The 20,166-nt window shown below is 66.1% G+C and carries 22 protein-coding genes; 14 read left to right on the top strand and 8 right to left on the bottom strand.

All coding sequences use genetic code 11. The features are described from left to right. Positions 1-126: 126 nt before the first annotated feature. A complete protein-coding gene (locus ACT3SQ_RS17295; RefSeq protein ID WP_193107393.1) occupies positions 127-558 on the bottom strand; it encodes an Hsp20/alpha crystallin family protein in 432 nt (143 codons plus the stop codon). Between the two features lie 277 nt (positions 559-835). On the opposite strand from ACT3SQ_RS17295, the gene ACT3SQ_RS17290 reads away from it, so the two are divergent. The 3 genes from ACT3SQ_RS17290 to ACT3SQ_RS17280 all read left to right on the top strand — a co-directional run bounded on the left by ACT3SQ_RS17290 (position 836) and on the right by ACT3SQ_RS17280 (position 2,429). Further along, positions 836-1,087: a ribbon-helix-helix protein, CopG family gene (locus ACT3SQ_RS17290; protein WP_193107392.1), complete on the top strand. Its 252-nt coding sequence runs from the start codon at positions 836-838 to the stop codon at positions 1,085-1,087. Next, positions 1,084-1,323 (top strand): hypothetical protein, encoded by a 240-nt coding sequence (locus tag ACT3SQ_RS17285; RefSeq protein ID WP_193107391.1) that lies wholly within the window; start codon positions 1,084-1,086, stop codon positions 1,321-1,323. The genes ACT3SQ_RS17290 and ACT3SQ_RS17285 overlap by 4 nt, the downstream gene beginning before the upstream one ends. A 152-nt stretch (positions 1,324-1,475) precedes the next feature. Further along, positions 1,476-2,429, top strand: coding sequence for a tyrosine-type recombinase/integrase (locus ACT3SQ_RS17280; protein WP_441446634.1), 954 nt, complete (start codon positions 1,476-1,478; stop codon positions 2,427-2,429). A gap of 83 nt (positions 2,430-2,512) precedes the next feature. Here the strand turns inward: ACT3SQ_RS17280 and ACT3SQ_RS17275 are convergent, their stop codons facing one another. The 3 genes from ACT3SQ_RS17275 to ACT3SQ_RS17265 all read right to left on the bottom strand — a co-directional run bounded on the left by ACT3SQ_RS17275 (position 2,513) and on the right by ACT3SQ_RS17265 (position 5,226). Then, positions 2,513-2,833 carry a histone-like nucleoid-structuring protein Lsr2 gene (locus tag ACT3SQ_RS17275; protein ID WP_441446261.1) on the bottom strand — a complete coding sequence of 107 codons (321 nt, stop codon included), beginning with the start codon at positions 2,831-2,833 and terminating at the stop codon, positions 2,513-2,515. 350 nt (positions 2,834-3,183) lie between these two features. Beyond that, positions 3,184-4,548, bottom strand: coding sequence for a PepSY-associated TM helix domain-containing protein (locus ACT3SQ_RS17270; protein WP_114306491.1), 1,365 nt, complete (start codon positions 4,546-4,548; stop codon positions 3,184-3,186). A 45-nt stretch (positions 4,549-4,593) separates the two neighbouring features. After that, entirely contained in the window at positions 4,594-5,226 is a 633-nt protein-coding gene (locus ACT3SQ_RS17265) for a DUF5134 domain-containing protein (protein WP_114306490.1), read from the bottom strand. A 108-nt stretch (positions 5,227-5,334) separates the two neighbouring features. Here ACT3SQ_RS17265 and ACT3SQ_RS17260 point away from each other — a divergent pair, with 108 nt between their 5' ends. From ACT3SQ_RS17260 to ACT3SQ_RS17230, 7 genes are all read left to right on the top strand, one after another. After that, on the top strand, positions 5,335-5,718 hold the full coding sequence (locus ACT3SQ_RS17260; protein ID WP_096166792.1) for a BlaI/MecI/CopY family transcriptional regulator: 384 nt from the start codon (positions 5,335-5,337) through the stop codon (positions 5,716-5,718). Further along, the gene (locus tag ACT3SQ_RS17255) at positions 5,715-6,563 is read left to right on the top strand and encodes a M48 family metalloprotease (RefSeq protein ID WP_096166793.1); all 849 of its coding nucleotides are present in this window, start codon (positions 5,715-5,717) and stop codon (positions 6,561-6,563) included. Before ACT3SQ_RS17260 ends, ACT3SQ_RS17255 begins: the two co-directional genes overlap by 4 nt. 78 nt (positions 6,564-6,641) lie before the next feature. Further along, complete coding sequence (locus ACT3SQ_RS17250; protein ID WP_258772473.1) at positions 6,642-8,570, top strand: cytochrome c oxidase assembly protein; 1,929 nt, start codon at positions 6,642-6,644, stop codon at positions 8,568-8,570. After that, positions 8,567-10,906, top strand: a complete 2,340-nt coding sequence (locus ACT3SQ_RS17245) for a heavy metal translocating P-type ATPase (RefSeq protein ID WP_444601475.1) — start codon at positions 8,567-8,569, stop codon at positions 10,904-10,906. The genes ACT3SQ_RS17250 and ACT3SQ_RS17245 overlap by 4 nt, the downstream gene beginning before the upstream one ends. Before the next feature lie 30 nt (positions 10,907-10,936). After that, on the top strand, positions 10,937-12,052 hold the full coding sequence (locus ACT3SQ_RS17240) for a tyrosine-type recombinase/integrase (RefSeq protein ID WP_226851124.1): 1,116 nt from the start codon (positions 10,937-10,939) through the stop codon (positions 12,050-12,052). Further along, positions 12,030-12,380: a helix-turn-helix domain-containing protein gene (locus ACT3SQ_RS17235; protein WP_096166878.1), complete on the top strand. Its 351-nt coding sequence runs from the start codon at positions 12,030-12,032 to the stop codon at positions 12,378-12,380. Before ACT3SQ_RS17240 ends, ACT3SQ_RS17235 begins: the two co-directional genes overlap by 23 nt. 368 nt (positions 12,381-12,748) lie before the next feature. Next, complete coding sequence (locus ACT3SQ_RS17230) at positions 12,749-13,843, top strand: hypothetical protein (RefSeq protein WP_147271634.1); 1,095 nt, start codon at positions 12,749-12,751, stop codon at positions 13,841-13,843. Positions 13,844-14,027: 184 nt separating this feature from the next. Here ACT3SQ_RS17230 and nrdF read toward each other — a convergent pair whose 3' ends face one another. After that, positions 14,028-15,038, bottom strand: a complete 1,011-nt coding sequence (nrdF, locus tag ACT3SQ_RS17225; RefSeq protein ID WP_441446639.1) for a class 1b ribonucleoside-diphosphate reductase subunit beta — start codon at positions 15,036-15,038, stop codon at positions 14,028-14,030. After that, positions 15,035-15,544 carry a class Ib ribonucleoside-diphosphate reductase assembly flavoprotein NrdI gene (gene nrdI, locus ACT3SQ_RS17220; RefSeq protein WP_102237451.1) on the bottom strand — a complete coding sequence of 170 codons (510 nt, stop codon included), beginning with the start codon at positions 15,542-15,544 and terminating at the stop codon, positions 15,035-15,037. Before nrdI ends, nrdF begins: the two co-directional genes overlap by 4 nt. Positions 15,545-15,756: 212 nt before the next feature. Here nrdI and ACT3SQ_RS17215 point away from each other — a divergent pair, with 212 nt between their 5' ends. The 3 genes from ACT3SQ_RS17215 to ACT3SQ_RS17205 are packed head-to-tail and all read left to right on the top strand — an operon-like array spanning position 15,757 to position 18,328. Beyond that, complete coding sequence (locus tag ACT3SQ_RS17215) at positions 15,757-16,689, top strand: metal ABC transporter substrate-binding protein (RefSeq protein ID WP_443336955.1); 933 nt, start codon at positions 15,757-15,759, stop codon at positions 16,687-16,689. Next, positions 16,686-17,429 carry a metal ABC transporter ATP-binding protein gene (locus ACT3SQ_RS17210; RefSeq protein WP_193107386.1) on the top strand — a complete coding sequence of 248 codons (744 nt, stop codon included), beginning with the start codon at positions 16,686-16,688 and terminating at the stop codon, positions 17,427-17,429. The genes ACT3SQ_RS17215 and ACT3SQ_RS17210 overlap by 4 nt, the downstream gene beginning before the upstream one ends. Beyond that, positions 17,426-18,328: a metal ABC transporter permease gene (locus ACT3SQ_RS17205; protein ID WP_193107385.1), complete on the top strand. Its 903-nt coding sequence runs from the start codon at positions 17,426-17,428 to the stop codon at positions 18,326-18,328. The genes ACT3SQ_RS17210 and ACT3SQ_RS17205 overlap by 4 nt, the downstream gene beginning before the upstream one ends. Here ACT3SQ_RS17205 and ACT3SQ_RS17200 read toward each other — a convergent pair. Both ACT3SQ_RS17200 and ACT3SQ_RS17195 read right to left on the bottom strand, forming a co-directional pair. Continuing rightward, positions 18,304-18,984, bottom strand: coding sequence for a metal-dependent transcriptional regulator (locus ACT3SQ_RS17200; RefSeq protein ID WP_102237455.1), 681 nt, complete (start codon positions 18,982-18,984; stop codon positions 18,304-18,306). The two genes, ACT3SQ_RS17205 and ACT3SQ_RS17200, sit on opposite strands and share 25 nt — an antisense overlap. A 396-nt stretch (positions 18,985-19,380) precedes the next feature. Further along, a complete protein-coding gene (locus ACT3SQ_RS17195) occupies positions 19,381-19,689 on the bottom strand; it encodes a MazG nucleotide pyrophosphohydrolase domain-containing protein (RefSeq protein WP_444592690.1) in 309 nt (102 codons plus the stop codon). 136 nt (positions 19,690-19,825) lie between these two features. On the opposite strand from ACT3SQ_RS17195, the gene ACT3SQ_RS17190 reads away from it, so the two are divergent. Continuing rightward, a partial coding sequence (locus ACT3SQ_RS17190; RefSeq protein WP_444601474.1) for a helix-turn-helix domain-containing protein occupies positions 19,826-20,166 on the top strand: 341 nt, incomplete at its 3' end.

Raw genomic sequence — 20,166 nt, 5'->3', positions numbered from 1 at the left:
CTCGGCACCGTGCTGATCATCATCGCGAGTAAGTGGGCGGCGGTTCCGGTTGTTTGGCTTCCTGAGCGCCGGAAGGCCCCCGGCTTCGCGGGGAGCCGGGGGCCTTCGGTGAGGGTGATCGAGTGATCAGGTCGCTGAGGATTCGATCTGCTGGGGAGTGTTCTGCGTGGTGATCTCGATCTTGCGGGGCTTGGCCTTCTCGCTGATCGGGATCGTCACGCTGAGCACGCCGTTGTCGTAGCTCGCGGCGATGCGCTCGGTGTCCAGTCCCTGTCCGAGGCTGAGCTGGCGCAGGAAGGTTCCTCCCGTGCGCTCGCGGGTGATCCACTGCGCCTGCTCATCGGTCGCGAGGGTCCGCTCGGCGCGAATGGTCAGCAGCTGTCCATCGACATCGACATCGACGGACCCGGGATCGATGCCCGGCAGGTCAGCGGAGAGAACGTAGTGATCGCCGGCGCGATACAGGTCCATCGGCATCTGCCGAGGGCCCCGTCGCCCGGGGTCGAGGAAGTTGCTCGCGAGACGCTCCATCTCACGGAACGGGTCGTAGGTAGCCATGATGTCTCCTTCCTGTCGCGGCCACCTCCGGGAATGGTGGCCTACCAACCTTGAGTCCCTTCGACTCAACTGCGAGCAGATTAGCACTCTCCCCCGGAGAGTGCCAGCCTTGAAATCTGCCCATAGCGGCTGCTTTAGCTGCCCTCCCACAGCAGGGTCGGGCGCCCCCGGGTGCGCCGCGCGCCTCGGTGAACGACGGCTTGTGCAGCCCATTGTGCTTAGGTCGCGCATGGCCCGGGCTAGCTATGCCATCGATATACGTATTACAATATCCGGCATGAGGAAGATGCAAGGTAATGAGGTCCCCGAGGATCAGGTCGATGCCTGGGTTGCTGAAGCCGAAGCTGGCTACGACGTGGAGCAGCTGCGCAAGCGCGGACGGCCCACTCGCGGTGAGCAAGCGGCACAGGTTGTGCCGGTGCGATTCACCGACGAAGAGATTTCCTCGCTGATGCAGCGCGCTGATCGCGAGCACCTGAATCGCTCCGAAGCGATCCGTCGAGCAGTGCGAGAGTGGACGACCGCGTGAGGGTCCGGCCCTCAGCGCTCAAGCACGACATTGCTCCCGAGGAGTCCATTCACGCGGCCAGCACTGCGGTCTACGTAGCGCCACTGGATGAGGAGAACCCGCAACGCGAGCTGCGCCTGGGGTTCGACACTCATGCCCGTCTTCTCGAGCTGGTGGTGTTGATCTGGGATGACGGCACCGAGGAGATCATCCACTCGATGCGCGCCCGCAAGCAGTACCTCACGCTCATCTCGTAATCCGATCCCGCCGCGAGGCCGGCAGCCCCGGAGTGGGCGCACGAGCGGAGACGCCTTGGGGGAGCCGCCCGTCTAGTGCGCATAATCAAGATTATGCGCACTAGGCGGGGTGTCGCCGTGGCGGTGCGCCGGTTGCGGCCTAGCGTGGTGGGATGAGCGAGCTCTTCGTCGATGCGGCCCGGGACTGGATCGCGGAACGCCGCGCTGTCGGACGCACCATCAGTGCCGAGACGGCCAAGGCCTACCGCGGGGATATCGCTTCGTGGCAGCGCTACCTGGAGGCCCAAACGGGTGCCCCTGTCAGGGTGCGGGGCCTCACGAGTCCCGTCATCAAGGCCGCGCTGGCCGAGATGAACAACGCTGGCCTCGCGCCGGCTAGCCGCCGGCGCTTGGTGACAACGCTGCGCGGGCTATGCCGGTACCTCGTCCTCGAGTCCCGGCTGCCCACCGACCCTACGGCCGCGATCCAGGCGCCCCGCGCCCCCGCGCGTCTGCCCGTGGCGTTCACCGACGGCCAGATTTCCGCCCTCCTGGAGGCAGCGAAGACGGAAGACCCGCAGGCGCGCCCAGCAGCGCCGCTGCTGGACGTGGCGATCGTGCTGATCCTCGCAGCTGGCGGACTTCGTGCCAGCGAAGCCGCCGGCCTGCGGGCCCTCGATTACCGCCCCGGTGATGAGCCCTCGCTCCGTGTCGTCGGCAAAGGGCGCAAGGCCCGTACCGTGCCGCTGGATCCTGGCGTCGCTGCGCAGATCGACACCTACCTGCCCTGGCGCGCCGAGCGGCTACTCGAGCAGAGCGACCCGTCTCCCCTGCTCATCCGGCCAGATGGCCGAGCGCTGACTCGCGACACGATCTCCTACCGCGTCAACCGCCTCTACGTCCGGGCCGGTATCGCCAAGCCCGAGGGCGAAGCAGCTCACGCTCTGCGCCACACCTACGCCGTCTCCATGGTGGACGTCGGTGTCCCGATCTCCGAGGTGCAACAGCTGCTGGGTCACGAAAGCATCGCCACCACAGGCATCTACCTCAAAGCCTCAGCCGCCCACCTCAGAGCTGCCTCCGCCGCGCCCTCAGCCGCCCGCCTGCTTGCCAGCAAGATGGCATGACAGCTCCGCAGCAGAGGAGTCTTCTGTACGCGGCGAAGGAGGCCAGCGGTGGTGTCGCTGGCCTCCTTCGTTGCGTCCCCGGGTCAGTGCGCCGCGGCGTATGCCTCGCGGATCTCTTTCGGGATACGCCCCCGTTCGCTGACCTTGTAGCCATTTTCGTTCGCCCAGGCGCGAATTTTGCCAGCGTCGCTTGAAGAGATCCCACTCTGGGTGCCACTGATACGCCGACCACCGACACGGCGGGCTTTATTGGCCCACTCGCCGAGCTGATCGCGCATCCGCTGGGCGTTGTCATCGTTGAGGTCGATCTCGTACGCGACGCCATCAAGACCGAAGCTCACCGTGCCGGTGGCGTCCGAACCGTCAATATCGTCGGTGAGGATTACCTGAGTCTTCCGCGCCATTCTGGTGCTCCCTGCATAGTTCTGACCTGACGAGCGTGATAGTAGCGAAGAGATCTCCGAGAATCCTGCTGTACCGCCGTAGACTTCCTGTATCGCCCCGACGGATGTTCAGTAATGTGCGGAAGATTCACGCTGGCATTCGGTCTGAGCATTGTCCGTCAGGTGCAACGTGGGCGAGTCTAGGCAGTCGCAGGTTGCCACGTGTAGTGCCCCCTGCGCCTCAGGGGTCCGATTTCAGCGGATCCGGCGTCCGCATCAGATCTCACTGTTTTCACGTCGCTACTGCGATGCTGGCGGTCTCCGCTCGTAGCCGAGGGCAGTGATGCGGTGTGTTGACCTCTAGCTCATGTCTACTCGTGCCGAGCGGTTGCGCTCCGGATGATGGTTCTGGCGAGGTCGAAGGCTACGAAGGCGACGAGGGTGACTCCGAGCAGGGGGAGTGCGAGGCCGAAGACTGCGGCGATCGCGATGAGGATGCCGTAGGCCGCGGTGGTGTCGACCCGGCGCCCGGGAGCGGTAGGAAGCCCGGTACGCGGTGGCTTGGGGCGGCGTCGCCACCACATGCGGTACCCGATGACGATGAGCGTGATGACGGCTCCTGCGATGGCGATGAGCAGGAGCTGGTTGAGCCAGCCGAAGAGGATGCCCATGTGGAAGGAGATGCCGGCTTCGGCGAGCTTCCCGGCGACGGGCCAGTCGGCGAAGCGCACGGTCTCGACGACTGTTCCTGAGGCGGGGTCGATCGCCATGGAGTCCTGCTTCAAGGGCCAGGACCTCTGCACCTGGGAGACCACCCACGCCCCTCCGTCGGTGCTCGGGGTGATCGCCACCGGGTCCGTCAGGCCCTCGGCACGGGCCACGTCGAGCACGCTCTGCGCGGTGGCAGGGACCTCCGCTTCGGCGACCGGGGTGGTGGTCGCCGCCTCGGAGGAGAGGTAGGGCGTTGACCAGCTCAGGCTCTGACGCAGCGCGCTGAAGTTGCCGCCCGCGAACTGGGACCAGGTCAGTCCGGTGGCGGAGAGGAAGAACAGTCCGATCGCGGCCCAGACGCCGATGGTGGCGTGCAGGCTCATGGAGCGCTGGCGCTGCGGTCCTTTCCGCTGGGGAAGGAGGTAGGCGCGGGCGGTGCGGGCGCGGACCTTGCGGGTGACCCAGATGATGAGTCCGCTGAGGGCGAGGACCCAGAGCCAGCTGGCGGCGACCTCGCTGTACCAACGGCCGGCGTCACCGAGATGGAGGTTGCGGTGGAGATCGTCGAACCAGGTCCGCAGCGGCAGCCACTCCCCGAAGGTGTTCAGCACGCCAGTCACCTCCCCGGTGTAGGGGTCGACGAAAGCGGTGAGCTGCCGATCCTCGCGAGCGGAGGGGGAATCAAACGTGACACGAGTGGTGGACTCGGAGTCCTTGGGCGGGCGGATCTGCGTGATCGTGCCGTCGGTGACCTCGCTCTGCGCGGCCTCGATCTGCTGCGCCAGTGGCACCATCTCTGTGCCCGCTGGGGCGCTGGCGTGGAGTTCCTTGTCGTAGACGACCTGTTCGATCTGCGGGGTCAGCGCATAGAGGATGCCGGTCGCGGCGGCGACGAGGAGGAACGGAGCGATGAACAGCCCGACGTAGAAGTGCAGGCGGAGGGTGAGCTCTCGCAGCTCGTCGCGCAGCCGGCGCGGACGGGAGGTGTTGCCTCCGGTGGGGCGGGGCGGGGCTTGGGTGGCCATCAGGTCGGGCCTTTCGCGGTGACGGGGAGGTGGCGTGAGCTGAGCTCACATGAGGGCGAGCATGAGCGCCATGCCTGCGGCCATGAGGAGGTGGCAGGCTGAGTGGGCGCGGTGCGCCGGATCGCGGAGAAGGCGCACGAGCCACCACACGGCGATCACGGCGCTGAGCACGACGGCCCCCCAATTGACTGCCTCCGCCCAGACGGGGGTCGGGGTCATCTCCATCGCCATCTCGTCCCCGGTACCGCCGCCGTGGTGTCCGGCGTGCGCATCGGCAGAACCTTCCATGGCGTGGCCCATCAGCAGCGGCATCGCCAGCAGCATCCAGATCATCGCGGCGTTAAGAATCACGTGGCTGACCACTCCGGCACGCTCACCCACGGCGTGGACAGCGGGTAGGCCGAGCAGCATCACAACGCCAAAGAGCGCGAAGAGGGCGACCTGAATCCAGGTCCCGGCCGTGCCGACTGGTCGCCACACCATCAGCAGCATCGCCAGGCTCATCACGAGGTGGTTCACGTGCACTGCCGTCGCTATCGGCCCATTGTGGGAGGCGTGCACGGACTCGGTGGTCACTGCGGCGGGCGTGCGATGGCTCTGCGCGAGGTGCAGTGCGCAGAGTACGGCCGTTGCGAGGAAGATGGCGGTCAGCACGAAGGACCAGGGAGACTCAATCACGATCCCGAACTCTACACGCCGTAGAAATAATAGGGTGCGGCGAGTCCGCTGGGCTGCGATACCGTGTGGCACGCTGCAGGCGTACAGACAGCAGGAAGCGGTGGGGTCATGGCGGGTGTGAGATCTCGGTCTGCCGGAGCGCTAGAGGCTCTGGTGATGCGCGCCTTGTGGACCGCCGCCGCACCACTTAGTGCCAGCGCGATCCAGGTGACCTTCGATGACCCCGCACCCGCCCAGACCACGGTCCTGACGGTGCTGTCCCGGCTCGAGACGAAAGGGATGGTCACCCGACGAGCCCTCTCCCCCCGGCGGGTCACCTTCGAAGCAGCCGTCAGTAGCGCGCAGGCGCACGCCGCCGACATGGTCGAGGTGCTCGAGGACGCCCAGGACCGCGAGGATGCACTGATGGCCTTCACAAACAACCTCTCCGAGGCCGACCTCGATCTGGTGATGGATGCGATCACCTCACGGCGTTCTCGCCGGGAACGATGATGATCTGGGCGATCGTCGGGCCGTTAGTGACAGGCCTCGCCGCGGTCCCGCTCTCGGCGTGTCTTCTCACTCGTGGGACGTGGCAGATCCGTCGTCCGCGTCGCGCGCTGGCGGCGTGGGCTCTCACCGGCGCACTGGGACTAGTCGTCACGATCGTGGCCGTTCTCGTCGCGTCCGCGCTGTCGCTGTCGACGAGCTCTGCTGGCGCCCCGATCGAGGGGCTGGCCCTGACGCTCATCGCCTGGGCCGGGCTCGGAGGTCTTGGTATCGCGGGGTCCCTTACCCAGCTGCGCCGGGTCGATCTCGGCGAGGAAGATGACGATCGGCCAAGCATCACCGAACTGCTCTCCCGCCGGCGGACAGACTCCTGGCAGATGGGCACCATCACCGTCGTGGAGATCGAGGACCCGCGCTATGTGGCCGTGGCTATACCGGGCACGCCGTCAACGATTTTCGTCTCGCGCGCTGTCCAGCACGCACTGCCGCCCTCCTACCTATCCGCTGTTCTCGCCCATGAGGCAGCGCATCTCAGACAGCACCACACACTACTGAGGAGGCTTGGAGCGTGGCACACGGCGTGCTTGCCCAAACGTTCCGGCCTGCGAAGAGAGCTCGCTTCACGGATCACGCTGCTCACCGAGCTGGCCGCGGATGACGCTGCAGCCTCGAAGGTAGGTCCGGCCCACCTGCGGGCGGCCCTGGCCGCTCTCAACCGCCTCACCCCCTCCCGCGAGCTCGGAGTTCGCGCCGCTCGAGTCAGCGCACTCCACCCACAGCACTGCGCGCCGGACGCCTTGCCGTCTTCGCGCACCCCAAGCGGACATCTGCGCCCCGAGCATCGCTGAGTGGCGCACGGGAGACGTCCGCGACATCGCGACCTGTCGCCCCGAGACCAGTATTCGACATCTTGTAGAGTCGGCGTGGTGAAGCAGAGAGCAGTGGCCTTCGCGCTCGGCGCGCTCCTCGTCGCAATACTTCCTGCGATGGCCGCGAACCTGCTCGGCGGCCCCTCCGTGTACGAGGACATCCACCGAGGGTTCCCCGGAACAGGGACGGCCGTGACTGCCGCCGCGCTGCGCGGTGCCGCAGACCTCGCGGCCGTGACCTCCCTGGGCGCCGTCGTCGCGGTGCTGTTCCTGCATCCGCGCGGGAAGAGCGAGGCAGGCCGGCTGCGATTCGGCCCGGACCTGCGCCTCCTCACTTGGGCGTCGGGCGCCTGGACCGTGCTGGCGGCGGCGAACCTGATCGTCGCTGCACCCGAGTCCAACGGCGTCGAGCTGGGCCGCCTCCTGGAGCCAGGTGCGTTCGGACCGCTCTACACGTTCGGCTACATGCCCCGGGCATGGACCGTGACCCTGTTCGGAGCGCTGGTCCTGTGGCTGTGCTCCTACTGGGGCACGCGCTGGACGACGCTGCTGCCGGGGCTGTGGGCGGGGATCATCGGCGCGCTGGCGCCGGTGGTGGTGGGGCAGATCCTCGTCGGTCCGAACCATGACATCGGCGGGGATGCCGGCGCGCTCCAGACCATCGCGGCAGGAGTCCTCCTCGGACCGGTCCTGGTCACCGCCGCGGTGCGGCTGATCCGCAGCGGGGAAAGGGGCCCTCTCGACGAGGGGCTCGTCCTCCGCGTCGGCCTGGTCGGGGCGGTCGCCGTGCTCGCGGCGGAGCTCGTGGTGACGTGGTTCAAACTTGCCGGGAGCGATCCGTGGGCGAGCGTGACCGGCGTTCTCACCCTGGTGCGTCTTGCTCTTCTGGCAGCGCTCGTTGTCTCTCTCGTGGTGATGCGGCGCAGGGGCTCTCACCGGATGGCGGTCCCGGCCCTGCTGATCACCGTGTGGGTGGCGATCGGTGCGGCGATGACTCGCATTCCGCCACCGCAGTACTTCGTGCCCACGAGCATCCCTGAGGTGTTCATGGGGTTCGAGGTGCCGGATGCGCCGACCTTCGCGACGCTGATGAGCACAGGGAGGCTCAACCTGCTGTTCGCCGTCCTCGCCGTCGTCGGCATCGCGTCCTATCTCGCGATGGTGATCGTCCTGCGCCGCCGGGGCACGAGATGGCCCATCAGCCGCGTACTGCTGTGGTGTGGCGGCTGGCTGGTCGTCCTCGCGGCCACGAGCTCCGGGTTCGGAAAGTACTCCGCCCCCGACTTCGGCGTGCACATGGTGGTGCACATGAGCCTGTCGATGCTCGCTCCGATCCTCCTGGTCCAGGGCGGGGTGATCACGTTGATCCTGCGCACCGCACGCGCGGATCGACGCCGGGCGGGCGTGCACTCATGGGTGACGCAGATCCTGCACTGGCGGCTGCTGCGGACCCTCTACCACCCGGCGGTCGTGTTCGTCATCTTCATCGGCTCCTACTACGGCCTGTACTTCACTCCGCTGTTCGGCACGATGATGCGCTTCCACTGGGCGCACCAGCTGATGAACCTCCACTTCCTGGCCACGGGGTACGCGTACTACAGCCTGATCATCGGTGTGGACCGTCCGCCGCGCCCGCTGCCCCATATCGGGAAGCTCGGCTACACCTTCGCCGCGATGCCCTTCCACGCCTTCTTCGGAGTGGCCATCTACTCCTCGCCCACGCTGTTCGCCCAGACCTACTACGACTACCTCGCACTGCCGTGGGCGAACCTGTGGGAGTCCCAGAAGATGGCCGGCGCGGTGGCCTGGGCGGGTGGGGAGATCCCGCTGATCATCGCGATCGTCGCACTGTGCATCCAATGGGCGCGCCAGGACGACAAGGAGGCCCGTCGCCGGGATCGGCACCTCGACCGCGGCCTGGACACCGAGTTCGACGCCTACAACGACATGCTCAAGAGACTCTCGGACAGGGAGCGCACCCGATGAACCACACCCCCACCGCACAGGCCGCCCCACCAGCCCTCTCCCTGGAGGAGCGGTACACCTTCGACGTCTCCGGGATGACCTGCGCGGCATGCGCGAATCGCATCGAGCGGAAGCTGAACAAGCTCGACGGCGTCAGCGCCACCGTCAACTACGCCACCGAGCGCGCCGTCGTCACGGGCATCACCTCACCGGCGCACGCGATCGATGTCATCCGCGGCGCCGGGTATGACGCCGCCGAGCACGACGACCAGGACGACGAGTGGTCGCGCCGCGCCAACGAGAACCGCATCGTGAGCCTGCGGCGCAGACTCATCACCGCAGCACTGCTCACCGTCCCCCTGATGGACCTCACCATCGCCCTCGCACTCGTCGAGCAATGGCGGTTCCCCGGCTGGGAACTGCTGTGCGTCCTCCTCGCGGTCCCCGTCATCACGTGGGCGGCATGGCCCTTCCACCGGGCTGCCTGGAGGAACCTGCAGAACCGCTCCGTCAGCATGGACACTCTCGTCTCCATCGGCATCCTCACCTCGTTCGGCTGGGCCCTGGTCTCGATGCTCGCGGGCATCGACGCCGCCGACGGCGTGTGGCTCGGCATCGGCGAGGTCCCCGAGGGCGCCAACGCCCTGTACCTCGATGTCGCCGCGGGACTGACGACCTTCCAGCTCGCGGGCCGCTACTTCGAGACCCGCAGCCGGCGCCGCGCCGGCGACGTGCTCGGCGCGCTGTCCGCCCTCGGGGCACGGGAGGCCCGCCGTCGACGTGACGGGGTCGAGACGATGGTGCCGGTCGAGGAGCTCCGCACCGGGGACGTCGTGCTCGTGCGCCCCGGCGAGACGATCGCCGTCGACGGCCGGGTCATCGAGGGCACCGCCTCCCTCGACACCGGTGCGATGACTGGGGAATCCCTGCACCGCACCGTCGGACCGGGCGACGAGGTCATAGGCGGCACCGTCTCCGCGGACGGGATCCTCGCCCTCGAGGCGACCCGGGTCGGTGCCCACACCCAGCTCGCACAGATGGCCGCCATCGCCGAGCAGGCGCAGATCCGCAAGGCCCAGGTCCAGCACCTCGTCGACGCCGTGGTGCGCGTCTTCGTGCCCGTCGTCCTCGTCCTCACCGTGCTCGTCGCGTCTGCCTGGCTCCTCTCCGGTGCAGACCTGCCCACTGCGGTGACCAACGGGATCAGCGTGCTGATCATCGCCTGCCCCTGCGCCCTCGGCCTCGCCACCCCCACCGCGCTGATGGTCGGCGTCGGACGCGGCGCGCTGCTCGGGGTCCTGGTCAAGGGACAAGACGCTCTCGAAGCCAGCGGCAAGGTCACCACCGTCGTCCTGGACAAGACCGGAACCCTCACGCTCGGCGCCCCGCGCGTCATCGACATCCACCCCCACGGAGTCACCGCTGAGCAGCTGATGCGCCTGGCCGCGGGGGTCGAAGCATCCTCCGAGCACGCCGTCGCCGAAGCACTCCGCACCCACGCCGCGACCATGGTCGCCGACATCCCTGCCGCCACTGGGCACATCGTCTCCCCCGGTCACGGGATCAGCGCAACGATCAATGGTGAGAGCATCGCAGTCGGAAGCCCCGCCTTCATGCACGAATTGGGCGCCCACCTCAGCGGGCCGATGGAGGAAGCCGTCAGCGAGGCCGAGCAGGCAGGTCGCTCCACAGCGCTGGTCGCACGAGACGCAGAGGTCATCGGAGTAGTCACCCTCTCCGATGCGGTCAAGGAGGACGCCGCGGAGGCCGTCGCCGCACTGCACGGGCTCGGACTGCGGACGGTGCTGCTCACAGGGGACGCCCCGGCCGCTGCCGAGCGCGTCGCAGGCTCCCTCGGCATCCCGGACGTCCGTGCCGGCGTCCTGCCCACCGAGAAGGTCGCCGTGATCGAACAACTCCAGGACGAGGGACACCGAGTCGCCATGGTCGGCGACGGCATCAACGACGCCCCCGCCCTCGCAGCCGCCGACCTAGGACTCGGAATCGTCACCGGCACCGACGTCGCCCTCAAGACTGCCGACATCATCCTCGTCCGGGATGACCTCTACGCGATCGCCGACGCCATCACCCTCGCCCGCGCCACCAACCGCACCATCCGCACCAACCTCATCTGGGCCTTCGCCTACAACATCGCCGCCATCCCGATCGCCGCGATCGGACTACTCAACCCCCTCATCGCATCCGCCGCGATGTCCCTCTCCTCCGTCTTCGTCGTCCACAACAGCCTCCGCCTCCAAAACATCCAAACGCTCCGCCCTTCCGCAGGCCCGGCACCTCGGGGGCAAGGAGCTAGGTCGGAGACGACCACGAACGCGCGAGCCGAGATGCATCAATGATGCAATAGATGCAATACTGGAGTGGTGGACATGGGCATCCGTGGAGTGTCTCCGCTTCGACAGCTCCGCAACGTGCGGGCGCTGGATGAGCATCGCTTCGTGTTCGAGGCGATGCTCTCGGGCTGGGCTGATCAGCAGATCAGTCGAGGCCTGACTGAGCGGACGATCGGCGGTCGCGAGCTGGTCGTTAGGAGGTTTGAAGAGTTTGTTGGCCGCTACCCGTGGGAGTGGTCGCCGGGGGACTTGGAGGACTTCACGACCCGGGCGAAGTCTGGGCAGAGTCCGGCGACTCCCTCGACGATCCGGGGGTATCACTCCATCATCCGCCTGTTCTGCGACTACCTCACCGATCCTCGGTACCGGTGGGCGGCGGACTGTGAAGAACGTTTCGGAACCGCGCCACAGCAGATCTGCCACGAGTGGAACACGCTCGCACACCTGGTCGATTACGAAGGCCGCCCACAGCGGCGAGCACTCACCTACGACGAGCTCGAGCAGCTCTTCGCGGTGGCCGACCACCGCGTCGAGACAATCCTTCGGCAGGGTCGAAAGGGTGCCCTCGCCGCGCTGCGTGACTCCCAGATCTTCAAGACCATCTACGCCTACGGACTACGCAGGGCCGAGGCCGTCGGTCTGGATGTAGCTGATCTGCGGCCCAACGGTGCTGCCCCGCGGTTCGGACGCTTCGGGGCGGTCGACGTGCGCTGGGGCAAGGGCTCTCACGGCTCAGGCCCGCGTCGACGTTCGGTGCTCACGCTCCCTGAGCTGGACTGGATCACGGAAGGTTTGGCCCAATGGGTCGACCAGGCCCGGTCCCGGTTCACTGCGGACTTGTCGGGACCGCTGTGGCCGACCGAGCGAGGCACGCGCGTCTCTCTGCGCTACATCGACCTGCGTTTCGCGCAGCTCCGCGACGAAGCGGGGCTGCCGCCGGAGCTCAGTGTCCATGCCCTGCGCCACACGTACGTCACCAACCTCATCGAATGGGGATACGCCGAGAAGTTCGTGCAGGACCAGGTCGGGCACGCCTACGCCTCGACAACCGCCATCTACACGTCCGTCGGTGACGACTTCAAGAACCGCATGATCAACCAAGCCCTCTCCCGGATCTATGGAGGACCCGATGCCGACGACTCCCGACTCTGACATCCCGATCACCTGGAATCTACGCCCGATGATGGCTGCGGCTGGGATGTTCCAGACGACAGATCTGATCGCACCGTTGCGCGCCCAGGGAGTGCAGCTCTCGCGCGAGCAAGTGTTCCGGTTGGTGACGAAGACGCCCGAGAGGCTGAACGTCGAAGTGTTCGCCGCCCTCTGCCGGATCCTCGAGTGCACACCCAACGATCTCATCGAGATCCCGAAGGTCCAGAGCGTGCGTCCTCGCCGAGTTGCTGGCGCTCCAGAGGCCTCCGGGCCTGCGATTGGCGAGCTTCGCCCCATCCCCGCCAAGCTGCACCGCCCGCACGAATGACCCTGCCTGGGAGCACACGTGGTCACCAGGTCGGCTGCGACGAATGTGCTCGCCATGTCGCAGCCCGTTACTCGATTCTCGAGCAGCGAATCTGCAACGCCTGCTACTCAAGACTCCGCCGACATCCCGGATCCTGTCCCGGGTGCGCTCAGGTCAAGGTCCTGGCCTTCTACGACTCGGAGCGACGCATCGTCTGCGCGCCCTGTGCTGGCGAACCTCCGCGGTTCGCGTGCATCACTTGCGGAAGCGAGGAACAGCTCACTGGATCTCAGTGCGGCACCTGTCGACTGGCCGAACGCCTCCGCGAGGTCCTCGCTGACGAGAACGGCGATATCCATCCTGGCCTCGCTAGCCTCTACGGCCACCTCATGGCTGCACGTGACCCGCGCGCGGTGGTGCGATGGCTGCGAAGATCGCCGATCGGAAAGACTCTGCGTGCCATGGCTACTGGCGAGGTGCAGATCAGTCACGACACACTCGACGCCCTCCCACTCTCGCCTCGCGTGCGGTATCTGCGCCACATGCTCATCAGTGCCGAAACCCTCCCCACGATCGACGTCCGGCTCAACGACCTCGAGATACTTGCTGAGCATCTCGTCAACGACCTCCCCTCCCACCACGCGCAGATCATCAACCAGTACTTCCGTTGGCAAGTCCTCCGCCAGACCAGGCAGCGGCGCGCGCAAAAGCCCCTGACCGTCGGCATGTTCAACGCTCGATGGTCCGCGTTGCGCAAGATCGCCTCCTTCCTGGTCTGGCTGGATGATCAGGGAGTTCAGATGGGGACGTTGGACCAGCGCTCCGTAGATCGATTCTTCACCCATCACCGCTCCCAGGGAGCGGTCGCCACCTTCCTCAATTGGGCGATCCGGCAGAAGCTGACCAGACCCCTCATGCCGCCTCATCGCCCGCAAGCTCGGCCCGCCCCCTCTGTCCCGGAGGACACCATCTGGCGGAAAGTCGATGAGCTTCTCGATGACACGTCCATCCCGTCCGCAAGCCGCATCATCGGCTTGCTGGTGCTCGTCTTCGCGCAACGGATCAGCGACTGCGTCCGCCTCCGCCAATCAGACGTCTCAGGTCACGAGACGACTTTGAGCATCACCTTCGGGCGCACGCCTCTCGCTCTGCCCGAGCCGATCGCCGAACTCCTCCGCCGCTACGTTAGCGAGCTCGAGGAACAACGGACCTTCGTCGGTGGAGGCCCCGATTGGCTCTTCCCTGGAACAACGCCCCATCTCCATGTCAGCGAAGCGATCGTCACGCTCCATCTCGCACCGCACAAAATCGATGCTCGCAGGACGCAGAACGCCCGTATCGATCAGCTCGTCCAGACCGTGCCCGCCAGCGTCGTCGCAGACACCCTCGGGATCAACATTGGAACCGCTATCAGGCACGCCGCCCGCACCGGCTCGAGATGGGGTAACTACCCCGAACTGCGAGCATCTCTCTCGGATGAATAGTGCAGCGGCGAATGATTCCTTCCCCCGGCAATCTGAGTGCGAGTGGCCAGGCGAGCCGTTGCGGCAGACCTGCGGACGGGTTCAGGTCTGCCGCAGCACGGTCTGCGCTGAGTGCTTGCCCCGGGTCGTAGCGATCCGGGGCAAGCGCGGTACCGCTTCGAGTCCGACAGGTGAGTCTGCGTGTCTAGAAGTCCCAGTCGTCGTCGCTGGTGTGCTCGGCCTTGCCGATGATGTACGACGATCCGCTTCCGCTGAAGAAGTCGTGATTCTCGTCGGCGCTGGGGGCGAGCGCGGCGAGGATCTCTGGGCTGACTGACGTCTCGTCGGCGGTGAACCGTGCCGGGTAGCCGAGGTTCATGAGGGATTTGTTCGCGTTGTAGCGCACGAATGCGGCGACATCGTCCATTAGCCCGAGGGGTTCGTAGAGCTCGCCGGAGTAGTCGAGCTCGAGCTCGTAGAGCTCTTCGAGCAGGGTGTACGTGAACTCCTTCATCTCGTCGCGGCGGTTGGGGTGAGCCTCGAGGCCGCGCTGGTACTTGTAGCCCGAGTAGTAGCCGTGCACGGCCTTGTCGCGCAGGATGAGTCGGATCATGTCGGCGGTGTTGGTCAGGGTGGCGTGCACGGAGAAGTGCAGCGGCAGGTAGAAGCCGGCGTAGAGCAGAAGGCTGGAGAGCAGGGTGGAGGACACCTTCCGCTTTAACGGGTCGGGCCCGTAGTAGTGCTGGAGCACCTTCTTGCATCGCGCTTGAAGCAGGTCGTTGCCGATCGCCCAGCGGTAGGCCTCATCGATCTCTCGGGTACTGGTCAGGGTCGAGAACACCGAGGAGTACGAGCGGGCGTGGACGGACTGCATGAAGGCGATGTTGGTGTAGACGGCTTCCTCGTGCTCTGTGCGGGCGTCCTGGATCTGGCAGATCTCCCCGACGGTGGCCTGCACGGTGTCGAGCAGGGTGAGGCCGGTGAAGACTCGCATGGTGAGGGTTCGTTCATGGGGCGCGAGTGCTTGCCAGGCCTGGTGGTCGTTGGACAGGGGCACCTTCTCGGGCAGCCAGAAGTTCGCGGTCAGGCGGTTCCAGATCTCGAGGTCCTTCTCGTCGCTCACGCGGTTCCAGTTGATCGGACGCAGCGGTGCGCTGGGGTGGTGTCGGTATGCCGGAGGGGTGATGGAGCCTTCTACGGCTGTTGTGGCGGTCATGCTGTTCTCCTCTGTTCGTTGTTCTTGTCGTTCGTCGTGGCGGTTCGTGCCCAGAAGCGGTCGAGCCCTTCGTTCACGCGCTCGATGTCGCGCTGGGTGCCCAGGAGTTCGAAGCGATAGAGCTCTGGGACACCGCACTTTCGGGAGATGACTGGGCCGGCGAGGCAGTAGTGCTCGCCGAAGTTGGTGTTGCCTGCGGTGATGACCCCGCGCAGCAGAGCACGATTGGCGGGATCGTTGAGGAAGGCGATGACCTGCTTCGGTACGGCCCCGGCCTGCTCGCCGCCGCCGTAGGTGGGGACCACCAGAACGAAGGGGCGGCATACGCGGATCATGCCCTCGATGCGGGGTCGGAGCGGGATCCGCACCGCAGGCCGCCCCAGCCTCTCCACGAAGCGCAGCGTGTTCTCGGAGACGCTGGAGAAGAACACGAGATCTGCGGACTCCTGTGGCGTCAGGTCACGTGTTCCGAGTCCCGGTGCTGCGCGCTCGATGCCTGCCGTCATCGATCCCTCCTTCGTCGTCGTCACACTCGACCCGACCTTGAACTACTAGATGTTGGGTCCGCACTCCGCGGGGGTGCCACATGTAGTGATATCAAGCCCGACGGCCCTCAAGCGTACGCCACGCCGGGTTTGAAACTTCGGCGTGTCGAACCTTAGGATCTGGGCGTCTAGAAGTGACCACGCGTGTGGTCGTGAGCGGAGAGAGGTCACTGATGCAGGTGCGAGGGCGATGGAAGGCTGTGCTCGGCGCGGTCGTTGCGAGTGCGGCGCTGGTGCTCACCGGCTGCTCAGGTGGAGCCAGGCAGGATGCTGCCGACAGTGGGAAGCCGGTGGTGTTGACGACGTTCACCGTGTTGGAGGACATCGCGGAGAATGTTGCGGGCGACCATCTCGTGGTCGAGTCGATCACGAAGCCTGGCGCGGAGATCCACGGGTACGAGCCGACGCCGGGAGACATCCGGAAGGCCTCGGATGCCGACCTGATCCTGGACAACGGCTTGAACCTGGAGGTGTGGTTCGGCCAGTTCGTCGAGGAAGTCGATGTGCCTCATGTCGTGGTCTCGGAGGGGATCGATCCCATCGACATCGCGGGGGACGCCTACGCGGGCAAGCCCAACCCGCACGCCTGGATGAGCCCGAAGAACGTGCAGGTGTACGTCGACAACATGGTCGCGGCGTTCAGCGATCTCGACCCGGAACACGCTGAGGACTACGAGAGGAACGGGGAGACCTACAAGCAGCAGCTCCAGCAGGTCCAAGATGACCTGACGGGCGAGCTCGAAAGTCTTCCGACCAGCCAGAGAGCGCTGGTGACCTGCGAGGGCGCATTCTCCTACCTCGCCCGAGATGCTGGGCTGACCGAGAAGTACATCTGGCCCGTCAACGCCGAGCAGCAGGCCACTCCGCAGCAGATCACATCCGCGATCGAGTTCGTCGACGAGAACGAGGTCCCCGCCGTGTTCTGCGAGTCGACGGTCTCCGACGACCCCATGCAGCAGGTCGTGGGTGCTACGGATGCACGCTTCGGAGGGACGCTGTATGTGGACTCGCTCTCCGAGGAAGGTGGCCCGGTGCCCACGTACCTGGATCTGATCCGCCACGATGCGGACACCATCACTGCGGGACTCACCGGGGAGGACTCATGACGACAGCGGCGATCGATGTCAAAGGTGTCACCGTCCGCTACGGCGATGTGCTCGCCCTCGACGACGTATCTGTTGCGGTGCGGGCGGGTGCGGTGACGGGGTTGATCGGAATGAACGGCTCCGGGAAGTCCACCTTGTTCAAGGCGATCACCGGAATGGTCCGGCCTGAAGCAGGCAGCGTCCTGCTGAATGGCGCGCAGCCGGCGCAGGCCAGGCGGCGAGGGCTCGTCGGATACGTCCCCCAGAGCGAGGACGTCGACTGGGCTTTCCCCGTCTCTGTCCGAGACGTCGTGATGATGGGAAGGTACGGCCACCAGGGCGCCACGCGCCGTGTTCGGCCCGCTGACCGCATCGCTGTGGACGAAGCCTTGGAGAGGGTGGAGCTCACGGAGTACGCGAATCGGCAGATCGGCCAGCTCTCCGGCGGGCAGAAGAAGCGCGCCTTCGTCGCCCGCGGGATCGCCCAAGACGCACGGATCATGCTGCTGGATGAGCCCTTCGCCGGCGTCGACAAGCGCAGCGAAGCCACCATCGTCGATCTTCTCCGCGCACTCGCGGACGACGGCCGCACCGTCCTTGTCTCCACCCACGACCTCCATGCTCTGCCGCAGCTGGCCGACGACGCCGTGCTGCTGCTGCGAACCATCCTCTTCCACGGCCCGGTGGACGAGGCCCTCACGCCCGAGAGGCTCGCTCTCGCCTTCGGTCTGGACGTTCTGCAGCAGGAGGGTGCCGCATGACCCCGCTCGACTGGCTCCTCGAGCCGCTCTCCTACGACTTCATGACCCGTGCGCTCGTCACGACCGTGATCGCTGCCGTGGTGTGCGCACTGCTGTCGTGCTGGCTGGTGCTCATCGGATGGTCGCTCATGGGGGATGCCGTATCTCACGCCGTCCTCCCCGGAGTCGTCATCGCCTACATCCTCGGCGTCCCTTTCGCCATCGGTGCGGTCGTCTTCGGGTTCCTGGCGGTCGGAATGATCGGTCTCGTCCGTGGGACGAGCCGCGTGAAGGAGGACGCGGCCATCGGCATCGTTTTCACCACTCTCTTCGCCCTGGGGCTGGTCCTGATCTCGGTCACACCCAGCCAGACCGACCTCAATCACATCATCTTCGGCAACATCCTCGGCGTCTCCCGCGCAGATCTCGTCCAGATCGCGATCCTGGCAACCGTGGCTCTCATCGCCCTGGTGTTCAAACGTCGCGACCTCACGCTCTATGCCTTCGACCCGACACACGCCCACGCCATCGGCCTGTCTCCCCGATTCCTCGGCGCGCTGCTGCTGGGTCTTCTGGCGCTGACCGCAGTTGCCGCTCTCCAGGTCGTGGGAGTGGTGCTCGTCGTCGCGATGCTCATCATTCCCGGAGCGACGGCCTACCTGCTCACCGACCGCTTCGGGCGGATGCTCGTGATCGCGCCGGTCCTCTCGTCACTCTGTTCCGTGGTCGGGATCTACATCAGCTACTGGGTCGACGCCTCACCAGGCGGCCTCGTCGTCCTCACCCAGGGATGCGCCTTCGCACTCGTCTACCTCATCAGTCCCAAGCACGGCCTGCTCAGCAAGAAGGTCGGAGCTCGCCGGTATCGACGCGATACGGCTCGCCGGCGTGAGGATCAGGTAGGCCCCGCAGAGACGTAGAGGGCATCTGTCGCAGAGCGTCCCAGCAACGTTGGCGAGCCCACTTCTCCAGAACGAACTTCCAGCGCATCGGAGAACGGCGCTCCCGCCGCGACCACAAGCGTGGCCCCGACTCCGATGCCCTGGGACTCGAAGAACTGCAACATCGCCGGGTCCGTGTCCGAGATCCGCTCGACCACAAACCTGCCCTCCGCTCCGACGTCGGTGAGACGCCGCGCATCAGGCACGGTCACTGTTCCGTCCGCTGCAGGGATTGGATCACCGTGCGGGTCACGCCGGGGGCGACCCAGAACGTCATCGATCCTCTCCACCATCAAGTCCGAGACGGCGTGCTCGAGCTGCTCGGCCTCCTCGTGGACCTCGTCCCACCGATACCCGAGGGTCTCCACCAGAAACGTCTCGATCAAGCGATGCCGCCGCACCATCACCAGCGCGTACGAACGACCGACCTCCGTCAACTCGACCGAGCCATACCTCGCGTGAGACAGAAGACCCTGCTCAGTCAGTTTCCGCACCGCATCCGAAGCGGACGACAGGGCAACACCGGTCCGCTGCGCGATGAGCTTCAACGTCACTGGCTCGTCACTCCACTCGGACAACCCCCAGATCGCCTTCAGATAGTTCTGGGCACTCGCAGACAGCTCATCGACGGACATGGCACGACGATAGCCTCGAAGCTTCAACTTAGCTATATAGAACTCGAGGCTTCGGCGCGCCACGGACTCACGTAGTAGGCATCGACCGTGAGGTGCGTCCCGGGCCCGCGCCTCATCCGGCACTGACGCAGAACCCTGAGAACAATGCTCAGCCGAATGAATCTCTCCCCCGGCAATCTAGGCACCCCTGTTGCTGCTCCGCTCATCGGCTAGCTGGTCGATGAGCGGTCAGCGCAAGCGGGCTACTTCGCGATCGCCCCAGTTCTCAGTCTCCTGCTCATCGTGACGGTCCTACTCGCTCGCGACCGCCGACTATCGCCCGTGCCATAAGCGGTCCATCGCGGCACGGAGTAGGGCAACAGAGACGAAGCGACCCCCGAACGGGACCGGTCGGGATCAGCCCCTCTCATGTTGAAACCACTTCTGTGCGACAGCATCTTCTGGATCGATGCCCCGCTGCTGCGCATACACCAGGCACATGCCGATCACGTCCCCAAGCTCCTCGGCAAGAATCTGGCGCTGCTGTGCAGCCTCCAAGCCTCGATCCTTGGACTGGCCCGTCGCGGTGAGATGAGCCTGGGCCAGCTCGCCAACTTCCTCGGTCAGTTTGAGCAGAGCCCACTCGGGTGACCGGTCAATGCCGTGGATACCGGCATATTGGGCGGACATCTTCTCTACGCGAATGGCCATGTCGTTGAGGTGCATCACCCGACTCTATGCGCCGAGAGGCACCCCTCTCGACAGGAGAGAACGCGTGAACCATAAAGGGTGGCGGTCTCAACCGGTCAACGCACCACCCAGTGGTGGAAGCATGCGGATAGATCGGCGAGGAGGCCCGGGCATGGTGTTGAGTCTCGAACAGCAGGACGCGGTATGGGAACGATGGCGCGCGGGCGAGCCGGTCCGGGTTATCGCCCGGGCTGTGTGCTGCAACCGTGAGGCGGTGCGTCGGCTCCTGGCAGTGACCGGCGGGATCCGCCCGGCAGCGCGTTCACGGGCACCGCTGAGACTGTCGCTCACTGAACGAGAGGAAATCTCCCGCGGACTCGCGGCCGGTGATTCCGCGCGCGCTATCGCGACTCGCCTGCGCCGGTCTGCTTCCTCTGTCTCGCGGGAGATCGCCCGTAACGGTGGACCTACGCAGTACCGGGCTGCGGCAGCCGATCGACGAGCGTGGGAGAA

This window comes from Brachybacterium sp. AOP42-C2-15, assembly GCF_052377065.1.
GTDB lineage: Bacteria > Actinomycetota > Actinomycetes > Actinomycetales > Dermabacteraceae > Brachybacterium.
The sequence above is the reverse complement of the archived record's forward strand: the minus strand, read 5'-3'. Positions and strand labels throughout refer to the sequence as shown.